The sequence below is a fragment of the Megasphaera sp. UBA4382 genome (assembly GCF_002391155.1).
Taxonomy (GTDB): Bacteria; Bacillota; Negativicutes; order Veillonellales; family Megasphaeraceae; genus Megasphaera; species Megasphaera hexanoica.
Window position 1 is genome coordinate 1 of record NZ_DGRS01000006.1, and the last position, 15,593, is coordinate 15,593.

Below are 15,593 nucleotides of genomic sequence, written 5' to 3' on the forward strand. Positions count from 1 at the left end.
GCTACCAAACTGCGCTACGCCCCGTAGCCCCGACTTATACGTAATACCATATCCACGAAAAACGTCAAGAGAAAAAGCGTAAAATCAAGCCAGTTTCTTTTCCCGGATGAAATCGAGGAGCATAACCGACGTGTCGGCCATGAGGTCACCGCACGATACGGGACCGCCATTGGCCGGACTCTTGAGGACGCGGCAGCACGTCGCTTTAAAGCGGTCGAGCCAGATTTTCTGAAATTCCCGTACAGGCTGATTGATTTCGGCTTTCGTCTTTTCTTCTGGCGTCGTCCGGCCGGCAAGACAGCCCAGGATCAGGCAGGCCCCATTCAAGGCCCCGCAAATACAGCCCGAACCGGCCACCCCGCCGCCGAGGACGGATACCATGCGCAGCGTTTCCGGCGGCAGCTTCAAATCCAGACAATCATTGCAGACCTTGACCACCGTTTCAGCACAATTATTCCCAGCCTGCTGGTATTGTGCCGCCAGTTCTTTTACCTTTTCCATCGTAAGACCTTCTTGAAAACATATTATATAATCTATTATACATTATTTTATTCACTTTGTGGTTGCAAAACCATTTTCCTGCTATCCTTTTTAATGGATACTGATGGGGGATAAAGGGCCCGGATAGCATTGAGAATAGCCAGAATCATGACGCCAACGTCAGCAAAAATGGCAAACCACATATTAGCAATGCCGACAGCCCCTAATCCCAGGCAAAGGAATTTTATCCCCAGTGCAAAAACGATATTTTCATAAACAATACGCAGACATTTCCGCGATAAAAGGATAGCATTGGCAATCTGCAAGGGATCATCATCCATGAGTACGACGTCGGCTGCTTCAATAGCTGCATCAGAGCCCATGGCTCCCATAGCAATACCGATGTCAGCCCGGGTCAAAACAGGCGCATCATTAATTCCGTCGCCAACGAACGCTAATTTTTCTTTTTCTCCTTTACGGGCCAACAGCTGTTCCACTTTATTCACTTTATCGGCAGGTAATAATTCACTGTATACCTGGTCGACACCGACATCCTTGGCAATATTTTCGGCTGTCCGACGAGTATCCCCAGTCAGCATGACGGTCTGCTTGATGCCGTTTCGTTTAAGCGCTGCAATGGCCTGGCGCGCGTGAGGCTTGATGACATCAGATATGACGATATGACCCGCATATCTTCCATCAACCGCCACGTGAAGAATGGTTCCCATGCTATGACAAGGCACATAAGAAATTTTCATCTGCTTCATCAATTTATCATTGCCAACGGCCACGATATGACCATCTACGGCAGCCTTGACACCGTGTCCGCTGATTTCATGAATATTCCTGACACGGTTACGGTCAATGGGTTTACCATACGCTTGCTGCAAGCTCTTACTGATGGGATGTGAAGAAGCACATTCGGCCATGGCGGCATAAGCAAGCAATTCTTCTTTTTCCATCTGGTTGTGGTGGACTCCATTAACTTCAAAATTACCTTTCGTCAAAGTCCCGGTCTTATCAAAAGCGATATATCTCGTCTGCGCCAGTGTTTCCATATAATTGGATCCTTTGATGAGGATGCCTTCTCTGCTAGCACCACCAATACCGGCAAAAAAGCTGAGAGGAATACTGATAACTAAAGCACAAGGACAACTGATGACTAAAAAGATTAAAGCACGATAAATCCAATTTTCCCATTGAGGATCAGCATGGCCGTACATCAGCTGAATGGCAGGAGGGATGATGGCCAAAGCCAAGGCACCCAGACAAACAGCTGGTGTATAGACCTTGGCAAATTTAGTGATGAAATTTTCTGATTGCGACTTATGCGAACTAGAATCTTCAACTAGTTCCAAGATTTTTGAAACTGTCGATTCTTCGGATTCCTTCGTGGTCTTCACGTAAAGGACGCCAGTCATATTGATACAGCCACTAATGACTTCATCCCCTTGCTGCACATCTCTGGGCAGGCTTTCTCCTGTCAGGGCACTCGTATTGAGGCTCGATGTCCCACGAAGGACCACGCCATCCAAGGGCACCCGTTCACCGGGCTGGACGACTATCGTCGTACCTAAAGCTACATCATCCGGGTCGACCTTTTCCAGTTTACCATCCCGTTCTATATTCGCATAATCAGGACGGATATCCATGAGGGCACCGATATTCTTCCGGCTGCGGCCAACAGCATAGCTTTGGAACCATTCGCCGATTTGGTAGAATAACATGACAGCAATACCTTCCAGGTAATCACCGCTCTGCTCATAAATGGCTAAAGCAAAGGCGCCCAGCGTAGCAATGGTCATCAAGAAGTTTTCATCAAAAATGCGGCCATTCACGATTCCCTTTCCAGCCTTCCGCAGGATATCATAGCCGATGATACCGTAAGCAACCAGATAAAGGGCCAAATGCAGCCACCCCTGTACCGGGATAAATTGAAGTGCCATAAGCCAAACAGCCGTAATCCCGATGCGCCAGAGCATCCGTTTCTGTTTATCATTCATCAGTTGTCCCTTCTTCCTGCTTTATTTTACGTGAATTTCACAATCCGGTTCGACTTTTTTGCAGTCCTTGACGACTTGTTGCATCACCTGTTCCGGATCGTAGTTTTCTTCAAATTTAATAATCATCTTTTGTAACATGAAATTTACCGTCGCCTCAGCTACCCCTTCTGTTTTTCTGGCAGCATCTTCCATCAGGTTGGCACAATTAGCACAATCTACATCGATCTTATACGTTTTCTTTTTCATGATAATCTCTCCTCTAAAAATAATATGAACGATTGCTCATTTGTTCAATCGTTATGCTTGAAGTATAATATGCCTAATCAAAATCGTCAATGTACCTTTCCTGGTTCCTGCTAAAAGGGATAAAGGAATGTCTAAACAGGCGAAAAAGGAGACGTACCATATGAACGATCCGACCAATACCCTCATTTATGAAATCAAAAATTCCCTTCCTCCAGACAGTACACTGAAACATCAAGTTCTATTCCCAGGCATCCTCCTGGCCCGATATCGGCTACAAGGAGCGACCTGTACGGTTCAACATTCAAGCTGGCCCGGTCTTTATATTTTCAGCAACGGTCGTGAAGGAAGTATGGGCTGGCAGTTAAATTCAGGCAAACAAATTTATCTGCATCGCCAGGCTTTTGCCTGCCATACCGCATCAGCCTGTACCCAAGCAATCCTTTCCCTGCCAAACGGTTTTTATGAGGGCCTATCTCTTTTTTTCAATCTTCCCGTAATAAAAGAACAGCCGCCATCGCTGTTCGAGGAAGCCGGTTTGCATTCATTTCAGCTTCTCGCTGCATGCTTTCCTGACGAATCTGGAGAGGCTTTCTGGCAAAATGATACGGAATTACAGCGGATTATTTCCTTTTTTTGGGACCAGCCAGCCCTTCTCTCGAACGCTTATGAAAAGTTAAAAGTTTTAGAACTGTTGCTCCATTTAAGCCGCTTTCCCCTTCATAAGCGTCAACATTTATCTGCTTATCCATCGGAACAAGTGGCCTTAGTACAAAAAATCCACTACGATTTATTACAAAAATTGGACCAGCGCATCACAATTGACACACTGGCCCAACAATATCTCATAAATCAGACGACTTTAAAAAACGTATTTAAAGCAGTCTATGGTACTTCTCTGGCAGCCCATATCAAAGAGCACCGGCTGCTGCAAGCTGCGGAACTTCTCTGCCATAGTCAAGATTCAATGGCAGAAATCGCAGCCAAAGTCGGGTATGAAAGCCAGAGCCGATTTTCTGCAGCTTTCAAAAAACGTTTCGGTGAATTACCTACGCAATATCGGAAAACACATTAGAAAGAAACCCATTCTCCATCATCGGGCATAATATAATGGTCCACCCCACGGGCCATGAGCCGGCTGCGCAGAGTATATCTCGTCAAAGAGGCATGGGCTACATTATCCAGATGAGTAAGAAGAAGCTGAGACTGCGGAACAGTCTTTGCTACACAAGCTACATCTTCATCGCCCATGATGAGCCGGCCATTTTCTACAGTTTCAGCCGCACAAGCATTTAATGCGACGACATCAGGGCGATACGTTTTCAGCGTATTTTCCACTTCAGGATACCATACGGTATCACCAGCGACATAAAGGGTAGGTTCGTCTGCGCTCTGGAAGAGGATCCCCATAGCGTCACCGCAAGGAACGATGGTACCATGGCGTGCCGGCATATGTTGAAGGGTAAGGCCCTCGAGAGTCAACGGAGACTTAGACAAAACCTGTACATCTTGAAATCCAGACTTTTCAAAAATGGCTGCGTCCTGTTCATTCTGCACAAAGACAGGAATGGACTTATCCAAAGGCTGGCCTACGGTCCCATCGGCAGCTATATCAACATGGTCTGGATGGATGTGCGTTACGATGTAATAATCGACACCATTCAGAATTTCCTGCGGCGTCTTAGGCAGTCCATAAATCGGCATGGCAATTTCCATTTTAACCGGGTCCGGAATCATGTATGGCTTCCCCGGAATATCTCCGAAACTACCAAGGCTTCCTTTTCCACAAAGCCAGGGGTCAATTAAAAAGGTCTTCCCTTGATATACAATTTTAAGTGTAGCATTGCGAATCTGCTGAATGTCCATTATTTTCTCTCCTTTATTCTTTACAATAAATATTTTTATTGACACTATGTTCAATATCTATTATATTAAACGCAAGAAAACATTCAACAGTCACCTTCGAGGAAGTGTCTGATAATGGACACTTCTCCCAAATTGTCTAGAAAGTAAGGAGGTATCCTTCATGACGCAAAAGTTAGATCGTCGCACCCGCTATACGCGTTCTGTTATCAAGCAATCTTTTTTGGAACTGCTCCAAAAGTATCCCTTTCCGAAAGTCACAGTCACGGCTATCTGCAAAAAGGCGGAAATTACACGGGCTACGTTCTACTTGCATTATATGGATATCTATGCCTTGTTAGACGCCATCCTTGAGGAAGCGCTGCATTTATCCGAAAATACAAATCCTGATAAATCCTTGGCCGATTTTCTTTACCAAGCCAGTCAATCAAATGAAGGGGACTCTTTCATCAAGAATAACTATACTATGCTGCCCGTCTGTCAACGCATCGCAGATTCCCCTTGTTACCAAGCACTCTTTTCAGATAAGACCTTAGGGCCTTACATCTTAGAATATATTTTCACACATGAAAAAGCTCAAATGATTTCATTTTTACAAAATCAACTTCAGATTGATGCAACATTAGCGGAAAATCTCTACTTATTCCTGGTCAGCGGGGCTTTTACCATCAACCAGCATCATAAATGGAAAAAAGACGAATCATGGTTCCAGATTCAGGCTATGCTGCTGCGTCTCATTTACCATGGCATCCAGGGGTTGAAAAAATAAAAAAGGACTATCTCATGATGGCAGATGCCTTCATGAGATAGTCCTTTTTACAGTATGGCGGAAAGGGTGGGATTCGAACCCACGGTGCGTTGCCGCATCACTAGTTTTCAAGACTAGCTCCTTAAACCACTCGGACACCTTTCCATGTAGTGCTACCAAAATAGTATAGCAGAACTTTTCCAAAATAGCAATAGACAGGAGCCATCTCCCTTGCGCCGGCCAAAAAAACAAAAAAAGGCAGTCTCCTGTTTAACCGTGCCTGTACGAAACAAGCCGCACGTAGAAGACTGCCTTTGGTAAGGTACAGATCCTTTTGGCGGGAGTGAGCCTCCGCCCCCGTATCCACCAACGGTGTACTTACAGGCAGGGAGCAACAATAAAGGTGGAGTTGCTCCGCTGCGAACACCCATGTAAAGGACCGGCACCCTAAAATAGTAGCGCCTGCAGTGAAAGATTTGATTCACACGCAGCTACTACCCGTACGCCTACACTAATCGCGCGTACAGGAGATACTATTTTAAGAACCCCGATTACCATAACCAGGGATTCCATAATCACTGTACCATAGAACGGGAAAAAAAGAAAGGTTATTTTTTGTGAAAGAAATGGGGAGCATCGCCCCACTGCCCCAGACCTACTGTATCCCCCACTGATGCCACGCGGCCGCTCAGGCAGTTGCGGCACTGTTCGGCCTGTTCATCGACGCAGGGTTTGTTGTCGTAGAGAAGGTACTGGGAACGGAACTGGGGAAGCGTCACGATGGGCATGAGGATATTGGCGCCGGCCCTGAGTCCCAGTTCCCGTCCCAGGGGATGGAGAGCCTGCAGGGCCGTCGTCGCCGCGATGTTGACATCCCTCAGGAAGAGACGCGTCACAGCAATCATGGCAAGGCCCAGATGGAGACGGTGCAGTTTATCCGCCTGGGAATCGCATCCGGCAGCGAGGACTTCCTTTCCAATCGGGGTCTGATGATGGACGACATAAGGCCCCATGCCGATCATGTCGATATTCATATCCCGGTAAAAGAGGATATCGTCTGCCAGATCTTCCAGAGTCTGCCCCGGCAGGCCGATCATATCCCCCGTCCCCACCTGATAGCCGATCCGGCCCAGTGCGCGGAGACAATCCCGGCGCACCGTCCATTCGTGATGGCCGTCCTGGGGATGGAGCCGGGCATAGAGAGCGGGATTGCTGGTCTCTATGCGCAGCAGATAGCGGTGGGCGCCGGCGGCAAACCAGCGGCGGTACGTTTCTTCCGTCTGTTCCCCTACGCACAGGGTCAGGCCGAGACCACCATTTCCAATCTTCTTGATGTCCCGCACGAGGTCTTCTATATAAGAAATAAATTCCTCATCCTGCCGTTCGCCTGACTGAAGAGTCAGCGACCCATAGCCGGCCTCATAGGTCCAGCGGGCCATGGCCAGGATATCGTCCCGTTCCGTATCGAACCGCTCCACCTCCGCATTATCGCGGCGGATGCCGCAATAGCGGCAATTCTTGATGCAGCGGTTGGAAAATTCGATGAGCCCCCGGTAATAAGCGACCCGGCCGACGGTTTCCGCTTTTACGGCATAGGCCGCATCATACAGGGCCTGCCGGTCATCGGCATCGGTAAGGCCGAGAAGCGTCACCAGATCCTTCCGGTCCATAGCCGGCCCTTTGGCCAGCAGCGCACGCAGCGCCGGTGATACTGCCATAGACATCCTCCTTTAATTGCGGTTTTCCAGTCCCGTTTTTTCAAAGACGATGAACGCCAGACTGAGAATCATAGCAACGACCGTAGCCAGACCCATCCCTTTCAGCTGTACCGGACCGACGGCAATCGTTGCCCCTGACAAGCCCGTAATCATGGTGACAGCCGTGAGGATCAGATTCTTGGACCGGGTATAATCGACTTTCTTTTCGACGAGCATGCGGATGCCCGATGCGGCAATGAAGCCAAAGAGCAGGATGCACACCCCGCCCATGACCGGCGTCGGGATGCCATGGATGAGAGCAGCAATCTTGCCGATGAAGGAAAACAGGATGGCAAAGACGGCGGCACCGCCGATGACCCACGTACTGTATACACCGGTGATGGCCATGACGCCCATATTTTCCCCGTAAGTCGTATTCGGCGTCGAACCGACGAGACCGGAAATGACGTTGGACAGGCCGTCGGCAAAGAGACTGCGGTGCAGGCCCGGATCCTTGATGAGATTCCGCCCGACGATATCACTGGTGACAAAGAGGTGTCCCAGATGTTCGGCAAAGACGACGAACAAGGCCGGCATGATCATCATGATGGCACTGAAATTAAATTCCGGCTTGTAGAACGTCGGCACGGCAAACCAGGGCGTTTCTTCCACAGCCGTCAGATCGACGACGCCCATGAAATACGACAGGATATAGCCGGACACGACACCGATCAGGATAGGGATGATGCCGATGAAGCCCCGGCCGAGGAGCGTCGCCAGAATAGTGACGATGAGAGTAAAGGTAGAAATGATCATGGCCGTTTCATTGCTCATCCCCTGGGCATCGCCGAGGTAGCCCGACATGGTCATGGCAAGCGGTGCCAGTTCCAGCCCGATAATGGCTACGATAGCACCCATGGCAGCCGGCGGGAAGAGGATGTCGATCCACTTCGTCCCCACTTTATCGACGATCGCCGCCAGTATCATGAACGACAGGCCGAAAACGATGAACCCGCCCTGGGCATCACCGTAGGTCATGCCCGGCGTAGCGCATACGGCCAGGACCGGGGAAATAAAGGCAAAACTGGAGCCGAGATAGGCCGGCAGCCGCCATTTGCAGATGGTCAGGTACAAGAGCGTGCCGATGCCATTCATAAACAAGGCCGTAGCCGGATCGACGTGGAGCAGGAACGGCACCAGTACGGTCGATCCAAACATAGCAAACAAATGCTGCAGACTCAGAGGGATTGTCGGCAGAATCGGCAATCGTTCATCTACCTGTATAATTCTTCGTTCCATGAAAAAGCCTCCTAATCAATATCATCGCAGAGGAAAACGGCTGCGCGTCTCCTCTTTCATCGAATGCAGGGCCGGCTGCTCCCGCAGGCGGGCGTCGATAACGGCCTCGCGGTAATTGCGGTGGGCAATGTTGAGGAGCAGCGCCGCGGCAATCATGTTGAGCAAAAGCGACGTGCCACCATAGCTGATAAACGGCAGCGGTACACCGACGACAGGCAGGATGCCGCTGACCATGGCCAGATTGATCATCCCCTGACCGCCAAAGTACATGGTAATCCCTACGGTCAGCAATTTTCCAAAGGTATCGCGCGTATTCCAGGCACAGTTGCAGCCGAAATAAATAATCATACTGAACAGGACCAGCATAAATATAGAACCGCGCATCCCCCATTCCTGGGCCAGGACGGCAAAGGCAAAGTCCGTATGGGCTTCGGGCAGATAACTGAACTTGCTGATACCTTCACCCAGCCCCTGCCCCATAATGCCGCCGGAACCGATAGCGATGAGCCCCTGCACGGTCTGATACCCCAGCGTCTTTTCATAGGACCAGGGATCATACCAGGAAATAATGCGGTTCATGCGGTATGGCGCCGAGAGCAGGTACACGATGCCTACGGCAAGAGTCGCCAGAAGAGGCACCTTGGCCTTGAGGATACTGGCTCCGCTCACCCAGAACATAACAAGCGGCAGGAATAAAATAACCAGAGCCGTGCCGGCATCAGGCTGGCGGAACACGAGGATGCCCAGGAGAAGCGGCGGCAGCAGCAGCGGATGGGGCACAAAGCGGATCCGTTTCCACCGCGGCTCTTTCCCTGTTTGGGACGGGAAAAACGCCGACAGGGGCGAGAAAAATTCGATATGGCCTTTCTTATCCCACAGTGGCGCCAGCTTGTCAGCCGTAAAAAGGATGACGACCAGCTTGGCGATTTCCGAAGGCTGGAAGGTAAATCCTCCTGCCCCGAGCCAGCGCCGGGCGCCGTTGACGACGATTCCCGCCGCCAGCACGGCAACAAGCAGGATAACCGTAAAGACGAACAGGCGGACCGACCATTTCTTCCACATATGATAGTCCTTTTTGTAGACAAACAAGGCCGGTACCAGCCCCAGGGACAGATACACACCCTGCCGGATGAGATGGCCGTAAGCACTGCCCCCTTCTGCCATATCCTCGACAAAAGTCGAACTGAACACATTGGACGTGCCGATGATGATCAGCAGAAAAAAAGCAATGAGGAGCATCCAGAAATTGCGGCGCATCTCCTTAGTGTGCGGATTCATCAGCCTTCACCTCCGCAGGGCGGGTGGCGGCGCAATGGAAAATCGGCTGCCCTTTGGCACTGAATTTCGCTTCGTATTCCGTCATCGCTTCATTGACGATATCACTATGATGCAGATCATAGGTCACCTCTGACAACGGCCAGTTCCGCTGGCGGAATTCTTCCAGCGTAAAATCGAACAGACCGGCATTATCGGATTTGAACAATACCATGCCTCCCGGAGCCAGCAGCCGGGCATAGCGGTCCAGAAACAGACGGTACGTCAGACGGCGCTTGGCGTGGCGCGACTTGGGCCAGGGATCACAGAAATTGATGAAAAACCGGTCCACTTCACCGGGAGCAAAGATATCCTCGATTTTTGCCACATCATACTTTAGCAGATGTACATTGGAAACTTCCGCTTCAGCGCATTTCTTTCCGGCATAATACAGGACCCCCGTCTGGATTTCGATCCCGATAAAATTCACCTCCGGGTGCAGCACGGCCATCTGGGAAATGAAATTCCCCTTTCCCGTACCCAGCTCGACCCAGAGCGGCACATCGGGGCGGGCAAACACAGACCGCCAGCGGCCTTTATATTCCTCCGCTCCGGACAGATGGACAAACGAATCATACTCGCGGATGGCATCGTCAATCCAGGGTTTTCTTCGTAAACGCATAGCATAACTCCTTTAAAAAAGGCTGATTCCATCACACGAAATCAGCCATAGACATAAATTTACTTGTACTATTATAGGTAATATAAAAGGCACTGTCAAGACGGGGACGGCAGGCAGGCGTCAGATGCTCATGACCTTTCCCCTCTGTTCCCACAATAAACTCCAGTACCTGGGAAAAGGCAATACTCATAATGTCATGGACGGGAAACAATACGATAAATAATACCACTTCCAGAGCAGCCCCACAAGACCTGCATCATAACGCCAAACCTGTCACCTCATTTCCAAATATGCAAATGATTATCAGGGATATATCAGTAAGTTTCTACATATGACATTCAAACACATACAGCCAATCACGGTGATTCATTTCTAACAGCCGTCTCTTACCATCGTCAGCATCCATGAGAAAATTATCGTATTGATCCACCACAGCCGCGAGGTACAATTTTTCATGTTCATTCTGGGGATTCAGCTCTTCTAGGGGTACAATCTGCTTCGCTTTCCCTGACTTAGGCCAGGAAATAATAGTATGCCTTCCGACGACACGTATGACACGGCAAGTTTCTTCCTCAAAATAGTCAATATAATCCGGTATTAATGCACACATCCTATCTATTATGTTTTTACGATTGCCAATGACAGCTACATTGTACCGTCCCATACGTCACTCCTCCTATTCTGTAAACCGTTCAATCACTCGTATTGTTACATAATATGATACCTTCATCGAACATATGTGTCAATCCATCGGGCCCGGCCTTTTTATCATATGAGTCCCAATTTCTGAGTCCGAGGATGCTGCACGTCGAACGGACAATCGGACTCATAATGAACTCTTTATTGAAATAAGAACCCTTCCGCCACTTCGTGGCCCTCCTTCCCTTATCAGGGACGACAAAGATACCCGGTCCGTCAAACCGGCTACTGGCTGATGACTGATGACTGCTGCCCTTCCTGCTAACCACTAATCACTGGCCACCAGCTACCAGCCTTTCCCGCTTCGACGGACGGCCTGCGGCCTTTTCATCAAACGTTAAACTATCTTTTCCAACCTACAAACAACAGCCCTTTCCCGTACGAACAGGAAAGGGCTGTCTCTTACTTCCAGGCCGGCAGGAGCTCGCCTTTGAAGTTTTCTTCGATGTATTGTCTGACTTCCGGAGACTGGAAGGCTTTGACAAATTTCTGATATGCCGGGTTGTCTTTGTCTTTGGCCCGGGCGGCGATGACGTTGACATAGGGGCTGGTATCGTCTTCGGTGGCGATACGGTCGCTGATGCGCAGGCCGGCGGTGATGGCGTATCCGGCGTTGATGATGGCGCCGTCGGCATCATCGATGGAACGGGGCAGCTGGCCGGCTTCCAGTTCTACGATGTCGATGTGCCTGGGATTGGAGGTGATGTCCTGGGTCGTCAGTTTGGTCTGGTCGGCACCATCCCGGAGGGTGATCCAGCCCAGTTTGCTCAGGAGCAGCAGAGCCCGGCTGCCATTATTGGGGTCGTTGGGGATGGCGATGCGGGCGCCGTCCGGTACGTCTTTGATATCCGTATAGCGGTGGGAATAGAGGGCAATCGGTGCCAGGTAGGTATCGCCGATGGGGACGAGATCAGTACCATTTTTTTCATTGAACGTATTGAGGAACGGCACGTGCTGATAGGAGTTGAGGTCGATATCGCCATCGGCCAGGGCTTTATCAGGTGTGATGTAGTCCGAGAATACCTTGACTTTGACGGTCAGGCCATCTTTGGCCGCGACCTTGGCGACCTGTTCCATGATCTGTTCCCCCGATCCGGGGTTGACGCCTACGGTGATTTCTTTCTTTTCCGCACTGCCATTCTGAGTGCTGCCACAGCCTGCCAGGACGGCGGTCAGGGCCAGGGCGGTGAGAGTCAGGGTGATGATTTTTTTCCATTGAATATGCATGTCATATTCCTCCTTTTATTTGTATACAAAATCGGTATATTTTATATTTGCAGGGATACGGCAGTGCGCATCTCCGTATGCAGGGAATCAGCGGATGGCCGTATCGATGATTTTCTGTGCTTCTTCCGGCACGCCCCGGCCTTCTACGGCGTTGGCCGATCCGAAATCGCGGCAGTGTGCCGCCCCGTCTGCTGTGACGGAATGCATGCCATAGCGTTTGCGGTCGGCCCCTACGGGACAAACGGCAATACAGACGCCGCAGGGATAGCGGAATTCCGTCTTGAGTTTCTGATGATAGCCGGCACAGCGCGCTTTGGCCATATCGGCGATGAGCCGGTCGTTCCGGGGCGTAAAGGCATGGGTCGGACAGTTGAAGACGCAGCGCTTGCACTGGATGCACAAGTCTTTTTCCTGCATGGCGTCGGCCGGTACATCAGCGTCGGTAATGACCGATACGAGGCGCACCCGCGGGCCGTATTCGGGCGTGATCAGGGTGTGATTGAGTCCCAGCGTCCCCAGGCCGGCGTATTTTCCGGCAAAGACGTGGGAAAAGGCCGCTTCCGGTTTTTTGACCAGGACGGAAATGTCGCCGTAGCAGTCGCGGGGAAACCAATGAGCCCGGTAACCCCACTGGTTGAGCTTGTTGGCCAGGCGGTATGCCGTGTCATCGAGGAGACGGTTCGTCGTATTGTAACATTCGGAATAGACGACCGATGGCGTCGTTTCAATCATAGGAAGGTAAATCTGTACGCCCAGGACGATGACCGTCCGGCTCCAGGGCCAGATGGACTGGGGCCAGTACGCTTCGGCCACTTCTCCCTGCTGCGGCCAGCGGTCTACGCTGGCAAATCCCACAATATTGGCCCCCAGGCGCAGGGCCTGCCGTTTGATCCGTTGTTTCAGGGCACTTCGCTGCTGCCCTGTCTGTTTCTGCTGTTCCATCGTATCACCTCATCATAAAAAAAAACTTCCATCCCCGCAAAGGGACGGAAGTACCGTGTTACCACCCAATTTCACCGGCTCTTCACAAAGCCGGCCTTCTCGAGTACGCAGGCCACAGGCCCTCAATACTCCAGCACAGTAACGGGTGCACCCGGGCGGTCTCACTATTCGACCTGCCGGCTCAGAGGCCATCTTCCAGAAGCGATCTTGCATCTCCTCCCACCATGTGGAGACTCTCTGGGCCATTCCTGCTTCTGTACTCTTCTCTTCATTGCCTGTTGTTCAGTTGATGGTGTAAGTTTACCACAGGCACCAGGCTCTGTCAATACAGTTTTTAGAACTTTATTCTAATTTTATTTCTTCTGCCCGTATCTGAGTGAAGTCTTTTATCTTCTGTCATATTCTGTCTTCTATGGCAGGAAATAAAAAATCCATCATCCCCCGGATTCACAAGGAGATGATGGATGGAATGTAATTCTACTATTTATTGGCTTCCAGCCAGTCGAGGGCATACTGGGCAAAGATAGCGGCGCCGTTTCCCAACACGTCCTCATCGACGGTATAGCGGTTGCTGTGCTGGGGATACATGGCATTTTTTTCGGGATTGCGGATGCCGACGATGCCGTAGCAGCAGGGCTTCTTTTCCGTATAGAAGGCAAAATCTTCGCAGGCCATGGTGTGTTCCATGGGGACGACGTTGTCTTCGCCTACGACTTTGGCCGCCGCTTTGGCTCCCAGTCCGGCACAGGCTGTGTCATTGATAGTCGGCGGGGCGATGAGATCCATGTGGAAATCGGCGGTAGCACCGTATTGATGAGCCGTATCGTGGACCATATCGCTCAGCATCGTTTCCAGCAGTTTGCCCGTTTCCGGCAGGAAATAACGGCATGTCCCTTCCATATGGGCTTCGCCGGAGACGATATTAAAGGCCGTGCCACTCCGGACGGTGCCTATGGTCAGGGCAACCGAATCGAGGGGGCTGACCCGGCGGGATACGATGGTCTGGATATTGAGCAGGATAGCCGCCGCTACGACCGAGGCATCGATGCCCTGATGAGGCAGCGATCCGTGGCAGCCCGTGCCGTGAACGTCGATGTAGAAATGGGTGCCGGCGGCAAAGCGGGGGCCGGCCTGGATATTGACCTTGCCGGCAGGCATGTCGAACCAGACATGGGCCGCGTACATGGAGCCGATTTTATCATACCAGTCGCCGAAGCGCAGCATGTATTCCGCACCGGCGCAGAGTTCTTCTGCCGGCTGGAAAACGAAATAGACCGTGCCGCAGATCTGGTCCTGTACTTCGTGGAGGATGTACGCCGCCCCAAGGAGCATGGCGATGTGGTTGTCATGACCACAGGCATGCATTTTGCCTTCGTTTTCCGAAGCAAAGGGAAGGCCTGTCAGTTCTTTGACCGGCAGCCCGTCGATATCGGCGCGGAGTGCTACGGCCTTGCCAGGTTTTCCGCCTTTGAGGCAGGCGACGAGGCCCGTATTCTTTTCCGGGTTGATTTCATAGGGAATTCCCAGTTTGTCCAATTCGGCAGCAATCCGTTTCGTCGTTTCCACTTCCTGGAAACTCAGTTCCGGATGGCGGTGGAACTCCCGCCGCAACGATACGACCGTATCCTGATATTTCTTTGCCAGTTCCTGAATCTGATTCACAACAACCACCCTTTCTACGCACCGCGGCGTCTGGCTTTTTTACTATGCCTCGTCAGCGTGCCCATCATCTGCCACGTCGTCGTCAGTCAGCGTAGCCCCGCTACGCCTCCTTCCATCCTCCTTGCATCTGACGGACCCGCCGACGATGCCTGACGTAAAACGCCAGTCGTCGCGGCGCTTAATCGCTAAGTTTTGTATAAAAATAGTCGGTTCGTCGAACCGGCTTCGACGAACGAACTACGACCAACGGCTCTTCCCGGCCGGCACCCCTTCCGCGGCCTTTTCATCAAACTTCAAACCTCAAACTATCTTTTCACTTCAATACATCCAGTATGTCCATGACGTTGTTTACGATGTGGTCGGCTCCTTCTTTTTCGAACATGGCCCGGGCGTTCTGGCCGTCGAGGCCGGTGAGGGTGCCAATCATGACGGCGCCCATGGCCTTGGCACACCATACGTCGGCCAGGGAGTCGCCTACGACGTAATAGGTCCCCTGTTTGAATGTTTCCGGATGATCTGCGTAATCAGCGTAGCGGTCCGGGTAATGGCCGAAAGCTCCCAGGTAATAAGCAAAGGGATTGGGTTTGTCCAGGGAGCGGTGGAGCAGGGCCGCCGCTTCGTCGACGTCGGTCGAAGTCGAGATGTAGAGAGGATCGAATTCGTCATACCAGCCGTAGTGTCGGAAGGGAATTTCCATTTCCCGGCGGCTGCGGCCGGTGGCGATGGCGATGTCATAGCCGCGGCGCTTCAGTTCCTGGAACAGGTGACGGATATCATCCGGATCGGCCAAGGGG

15 protein-coding genes, 1 tRNA gene and 1 other annotated feature are annotated in these 15,593 nt (G+C 51.2%); of the genes, 2 read left to right on the forward strand and 14 right to left on the reverse strand.

Annotation, left to right across the window (positions count from 1 at the left end; all coding sequences use genetic code 11):
• Positions 1 to 84: 84 nt before the first annotated feature.
• Genes B4H10_RS00285 through B4H10_RS00295 form a run of 3 tightly spaced genes read right to left on the reverse strand, consistent with a single transcriptional unit; the run spans position 85 to position 2,729 of the window.
• Positions 85 to 501: a C-GCAxxG-C-C family protein gene (locus tag B4H10_RS00285; RefSeq protein ID WP_118021451.1), complete on the reverse strand. Its 417-nt coding sequence runs from the start codon at positions 499 to 501 to the stop codon at positions 85 to 87.
• 47 nt (positions 502 to 548) lie between these two features.
• Positions 549 to 2,483, reverse strand: a complete 1,935-nt coding sequence (locus B4H10_RS00290; RefSeq protein WP_278970516.1) for a heavy metal translocating P-type ATPase — start codon at positions 2,481 to 2,483, stop codon at positions 549 to 551.
• 21 nt (positions 2,484 to 2,504) lie between these two features.
• Positions 2,505 to 2,729 (reverse strand): cation transporter, encoded by a 225-nt coding sequence (locus tag B4H10_RS00295; protein ID WP_118021453.1) that lies wholly within the window; start codon positions 2,727 to 2,729, stop codon positions 2,505 to 2,507.
• Positions 2,730 to 2,889: 160 nt separating this feature from the next.
• On the opposite strand from B4H10_RS00295, the gene B4H10_RS00300 reads away from it, so the two are divergent.
• Positions 2,890 to 3,801, forward strand: a complete 912-nt coding sequence (locus B4H10_RS00300; RefSeq protein ID WP_292017967.1) for a helix-turn-helix transcriptional regulator — start codon at positions 2,890 to 2,892, stop codon at positions 3,799 to 3,801.
• On the opposite strand, the gene B4H10_RS00305 is transcribed toward B4H10_RS00300, so the two are convergent.
• Positions 3,798 to 4,592, reverse strand: a complete 795-nt coding sequence (locus B4H10_RS00305; protein ID WP_059076643.1) for an MBL fold metallo-hydrolase — start codon at positions 4,590 to 4,592, stop codon at positions 3,798 to 3,800. The genes B4H10_RS00300 and B4H10_RS00305 overlap by 4 nt on opposite strands.
• 160 nt (positions 4,593 to 4,752) lie before the next feature.
• Here B4H10_RS00305 and B4H10_RS00310 point away from each other — a divergent pair, with 160 nt between their 5' ends.
• On the forward strand, positions 4,753 to 5,358 hold the full coding sequence (locus tag B4H10_RS00310) for a TetR/AcrR family transcriptional regulator (RefSeq protein ID WP_150824612.1): 606 nt from the start codon (positions 4,753 to 4,755) through the stop codon (positions 5,356 to 5,358).
• A gap of 55 nt (positions 5,359 to 5,413) precedes the next feature.
• Here B4H10_RS00310 and B4H10_RS00315 read toward each other — a convergent pair.
• The 10 genes from B4H10_RS00315 to B4H10_RS00360 form a co-directional block, all read right to left on the reverse strand.
• Positions 5,414 to 5,502: transfer RNA gene (locus tag B4H10_RS00315), tRNA-Ser, on the reverse strand.
• Positions 5,503 to 5,945: 443 nt separating this feature from the next.
• Positions 5,946 to 7,055 (reverse strand): [FeFe] hydrogenase H-cluster radical SAM maturase HydE, encoded by a 1,110-nt coding sequence (hydE, locus tag B4H10_RS00320; RefSeq protein ID WP_292017968.1) that lies wholly within the window; start codon positions 7,053 to 7,055, stop codon positions 5,946 to 5,948.
• 12 nt (positions 7,056 to 7,067) lie between these two features.
• Positions 7,068 to 8,333 carry a uracil permease gene (gene uraA / locus B4H10_RS00325; protein WP_059076641.1) on the reverse strand — a complete coding sequence of 422 codons (1,266 nt, stop codon included), beginning with the start codon at positions 8,331 to 8,333 and terminating at the stop codon, positions 7,068 to 7,070.
• A 21-nt stretch (positions 8,334 to 8,354) separates the two neighbouring features.
• On the reverse strand, positions 8,355 to 9,611 hold the full coding sequence (locus B4H10_RS00330; RefSeq protein WP_075581941.1) for an FtsW/RodA/SpoVE family cell cycle protein: 1,257 nt from the start codon (positions 9,609 to 9,611) through the stop codon (positions 8,355 to 8,357).
• Positions 9,595 to 10,269 carry a tRNA (guanosine(46)-N7)-methyltransferase TrmB gene (trmB, locus tag B4H10_RS00335; protein ID WP_170087251.1) on the reverse strand — a complete coding sequence of 225 codons (675 nt, stop codon included), beginning with the start codon at positions 10,267 to 10,269 and terminating at the stop codon, positions 9,595 to 9,597. Before trmB ends, B4H10_RS00330 begins: the two co-directional genes overlap by 17 nt.
• 325 nt (positions 10,270 to 10,594) lie before the next feature.
• Positions 10,595 to 10,933, reverse strand: a complete 339-nt coding sequence (locus tag B4H10_RS00340) for a hypothetical protein (RefSeq protein ID WP_150824640.1) — start codon at positions 10,931 to 10,933, stop codon at positions 10,595 to 10,597.
• Between the two features lie 437 nt (positions 10,934 to 11,370).
• Positions 11,371 to 12,195 (reverse strand): MetQ/NlpA family ABC transporter substrate-binding protein, encoded by an 825-nt coding sequence (locus B4H10_RS00345; RefSeq protein ID WP_349678328.1) that lies wholly within the window; start codon positions 12,193 to 12,195, stop codon positions 11,371 to 11,373.
• Positions 12,196 to 12,282: 87 nt separating this feature from the next.
• The gene (locus tag B4H10_RS00350; protein ID WP_059076080.1) at positions 12,283 to 13,137 is read right to left on the reverse strand and encodes a 4Fe-4S dicluster domain-containing protein; all 855 of its coding nucleotides are present in this window, start codon (positions 13,135 to 13,137) and stop codon (positions 12,283 to 12,285) included.
• A 37-nt stretch (positions 13,138 to 13,174) separates the two neighbouring features.
• Positions 13,175 to 13,418, reverse strand: a binding site (T-box leader).
• A 199-nt stretch (positions 13,419 to 13,617) separates the two neighbouring features.
• Positions 13,618 to 14,799 (reverse strand): amidohydrolase, encoded by a 1,182-nt coding sequence (locus B4H10_RS00355; protein ID WP_292017969.1) that lies wholly within the window; start codon positions 14,797 to 14,799, stop codon positions 13,618 to 13,620.
• A gap of 313 nt (positions 14,800 to 15,112) precedes the next feature.
• The coding region (locus tag B4H10_RS00360) for an HAD family hydrolase (RefSeq protein WP_292017970.1) at positions 15,113 to 15,593 on the reverse strand (481 nt) is incomplete at its 5' end.

Excerpts from the sequence above, each read along its gene's own strand:
- hydE (WP_292017968.1), bottom strand. The coding sequence starts at position 7,055 with ATGGCAGTATCACCGGCGCTGCGTGCGCTGCTGGCCAAAGGGCCGGCT.
- B4H10_RS00340 (WP_150824640.1), bottom strand. The coding sequence starts at position 10,933 with ATGGGACGGTACAATGTAGCTGTCATTGGCAATCGTAAAAACATAATA.
- B4H10_RS00295 (WP_118021453.1), bottom strand. The coding sequence starts at position 2,729 with ATGAAAAAGAAAACGTATAAGATCGATGTAGATTGTGCTAATTGTGCC.
- trmB (WP_170087251.1), bottom strand. The coding sequence starts at position 10,269 with ATGCGTTTACGAAGAAAACCCTGGATTGACGATGCCATCCGCGAGTAT.
- B4H10_RS00285 (WP_118021451.1), bottom strand. The coding sequence starts at position 501 with ATGGAAAAGGTAAAAGAACTGGCGGCACAATACCAGCAGGCTGGGAAT.
- uraA (WP_059076641.1), bottom strand. The coding sequence starts at position 8,333 with ATGGAACGAAGAATTATACAGGTAGATGAACGATTGCCGATTCTGCCG.
- B4H10_RS00300 (WP_292017967.1), top strand. The coding sequence starts at position 2,890 with ATGAACGATCCGACCAATACCCTCATTTATGAAATCAAAAATTCCCTT.
- B4H10_RS00290 (WP_278970516.1), bottom strand. The coding sequence starts at position 2,483 with ATGAATGATAAACAGAAACGGATGCTCTGGCGCATCGGGATTACGGCT.
- B4H10_RS00305 (WP_059076643.1), bottom strand. The coding sequence starts at position 4,592 with ATGGACATTCAGCAGATTCGCAATGCTACACTTAAAATTGTATATCAA.
- B4H10_RS00310 (WP_150824612.1), top strand. The coding sequence starts at position 4,753 with ATGACGCAAAAGTTAGATCGTCGCACCCGCTATACGCGTTCTGTTATC.
- B4H10_RS00345 (WP_349678328.1), bottom strand. The coding sequence starts at position 12,195 with ATGCATATTCAATGGAAAAAAATCATCACCCTGACTCTCACCGCCCTG.
- B4H10_RS00330 (WP_075581941.1), bottom strand. The coding sequence starts at position 9,611 with ATGAATCCGCACACTAAGGAGATGCGCCGCAATTTCTGGATGCTCCTC.
- B4H10_RS00350 (WP_059076080.1), bottom strand. The coding sequence starts at position 13,137 with ATGGAACAGCAGAAACAGACAGGGCAGCAGCGAAGTGCCCTGAAACAA.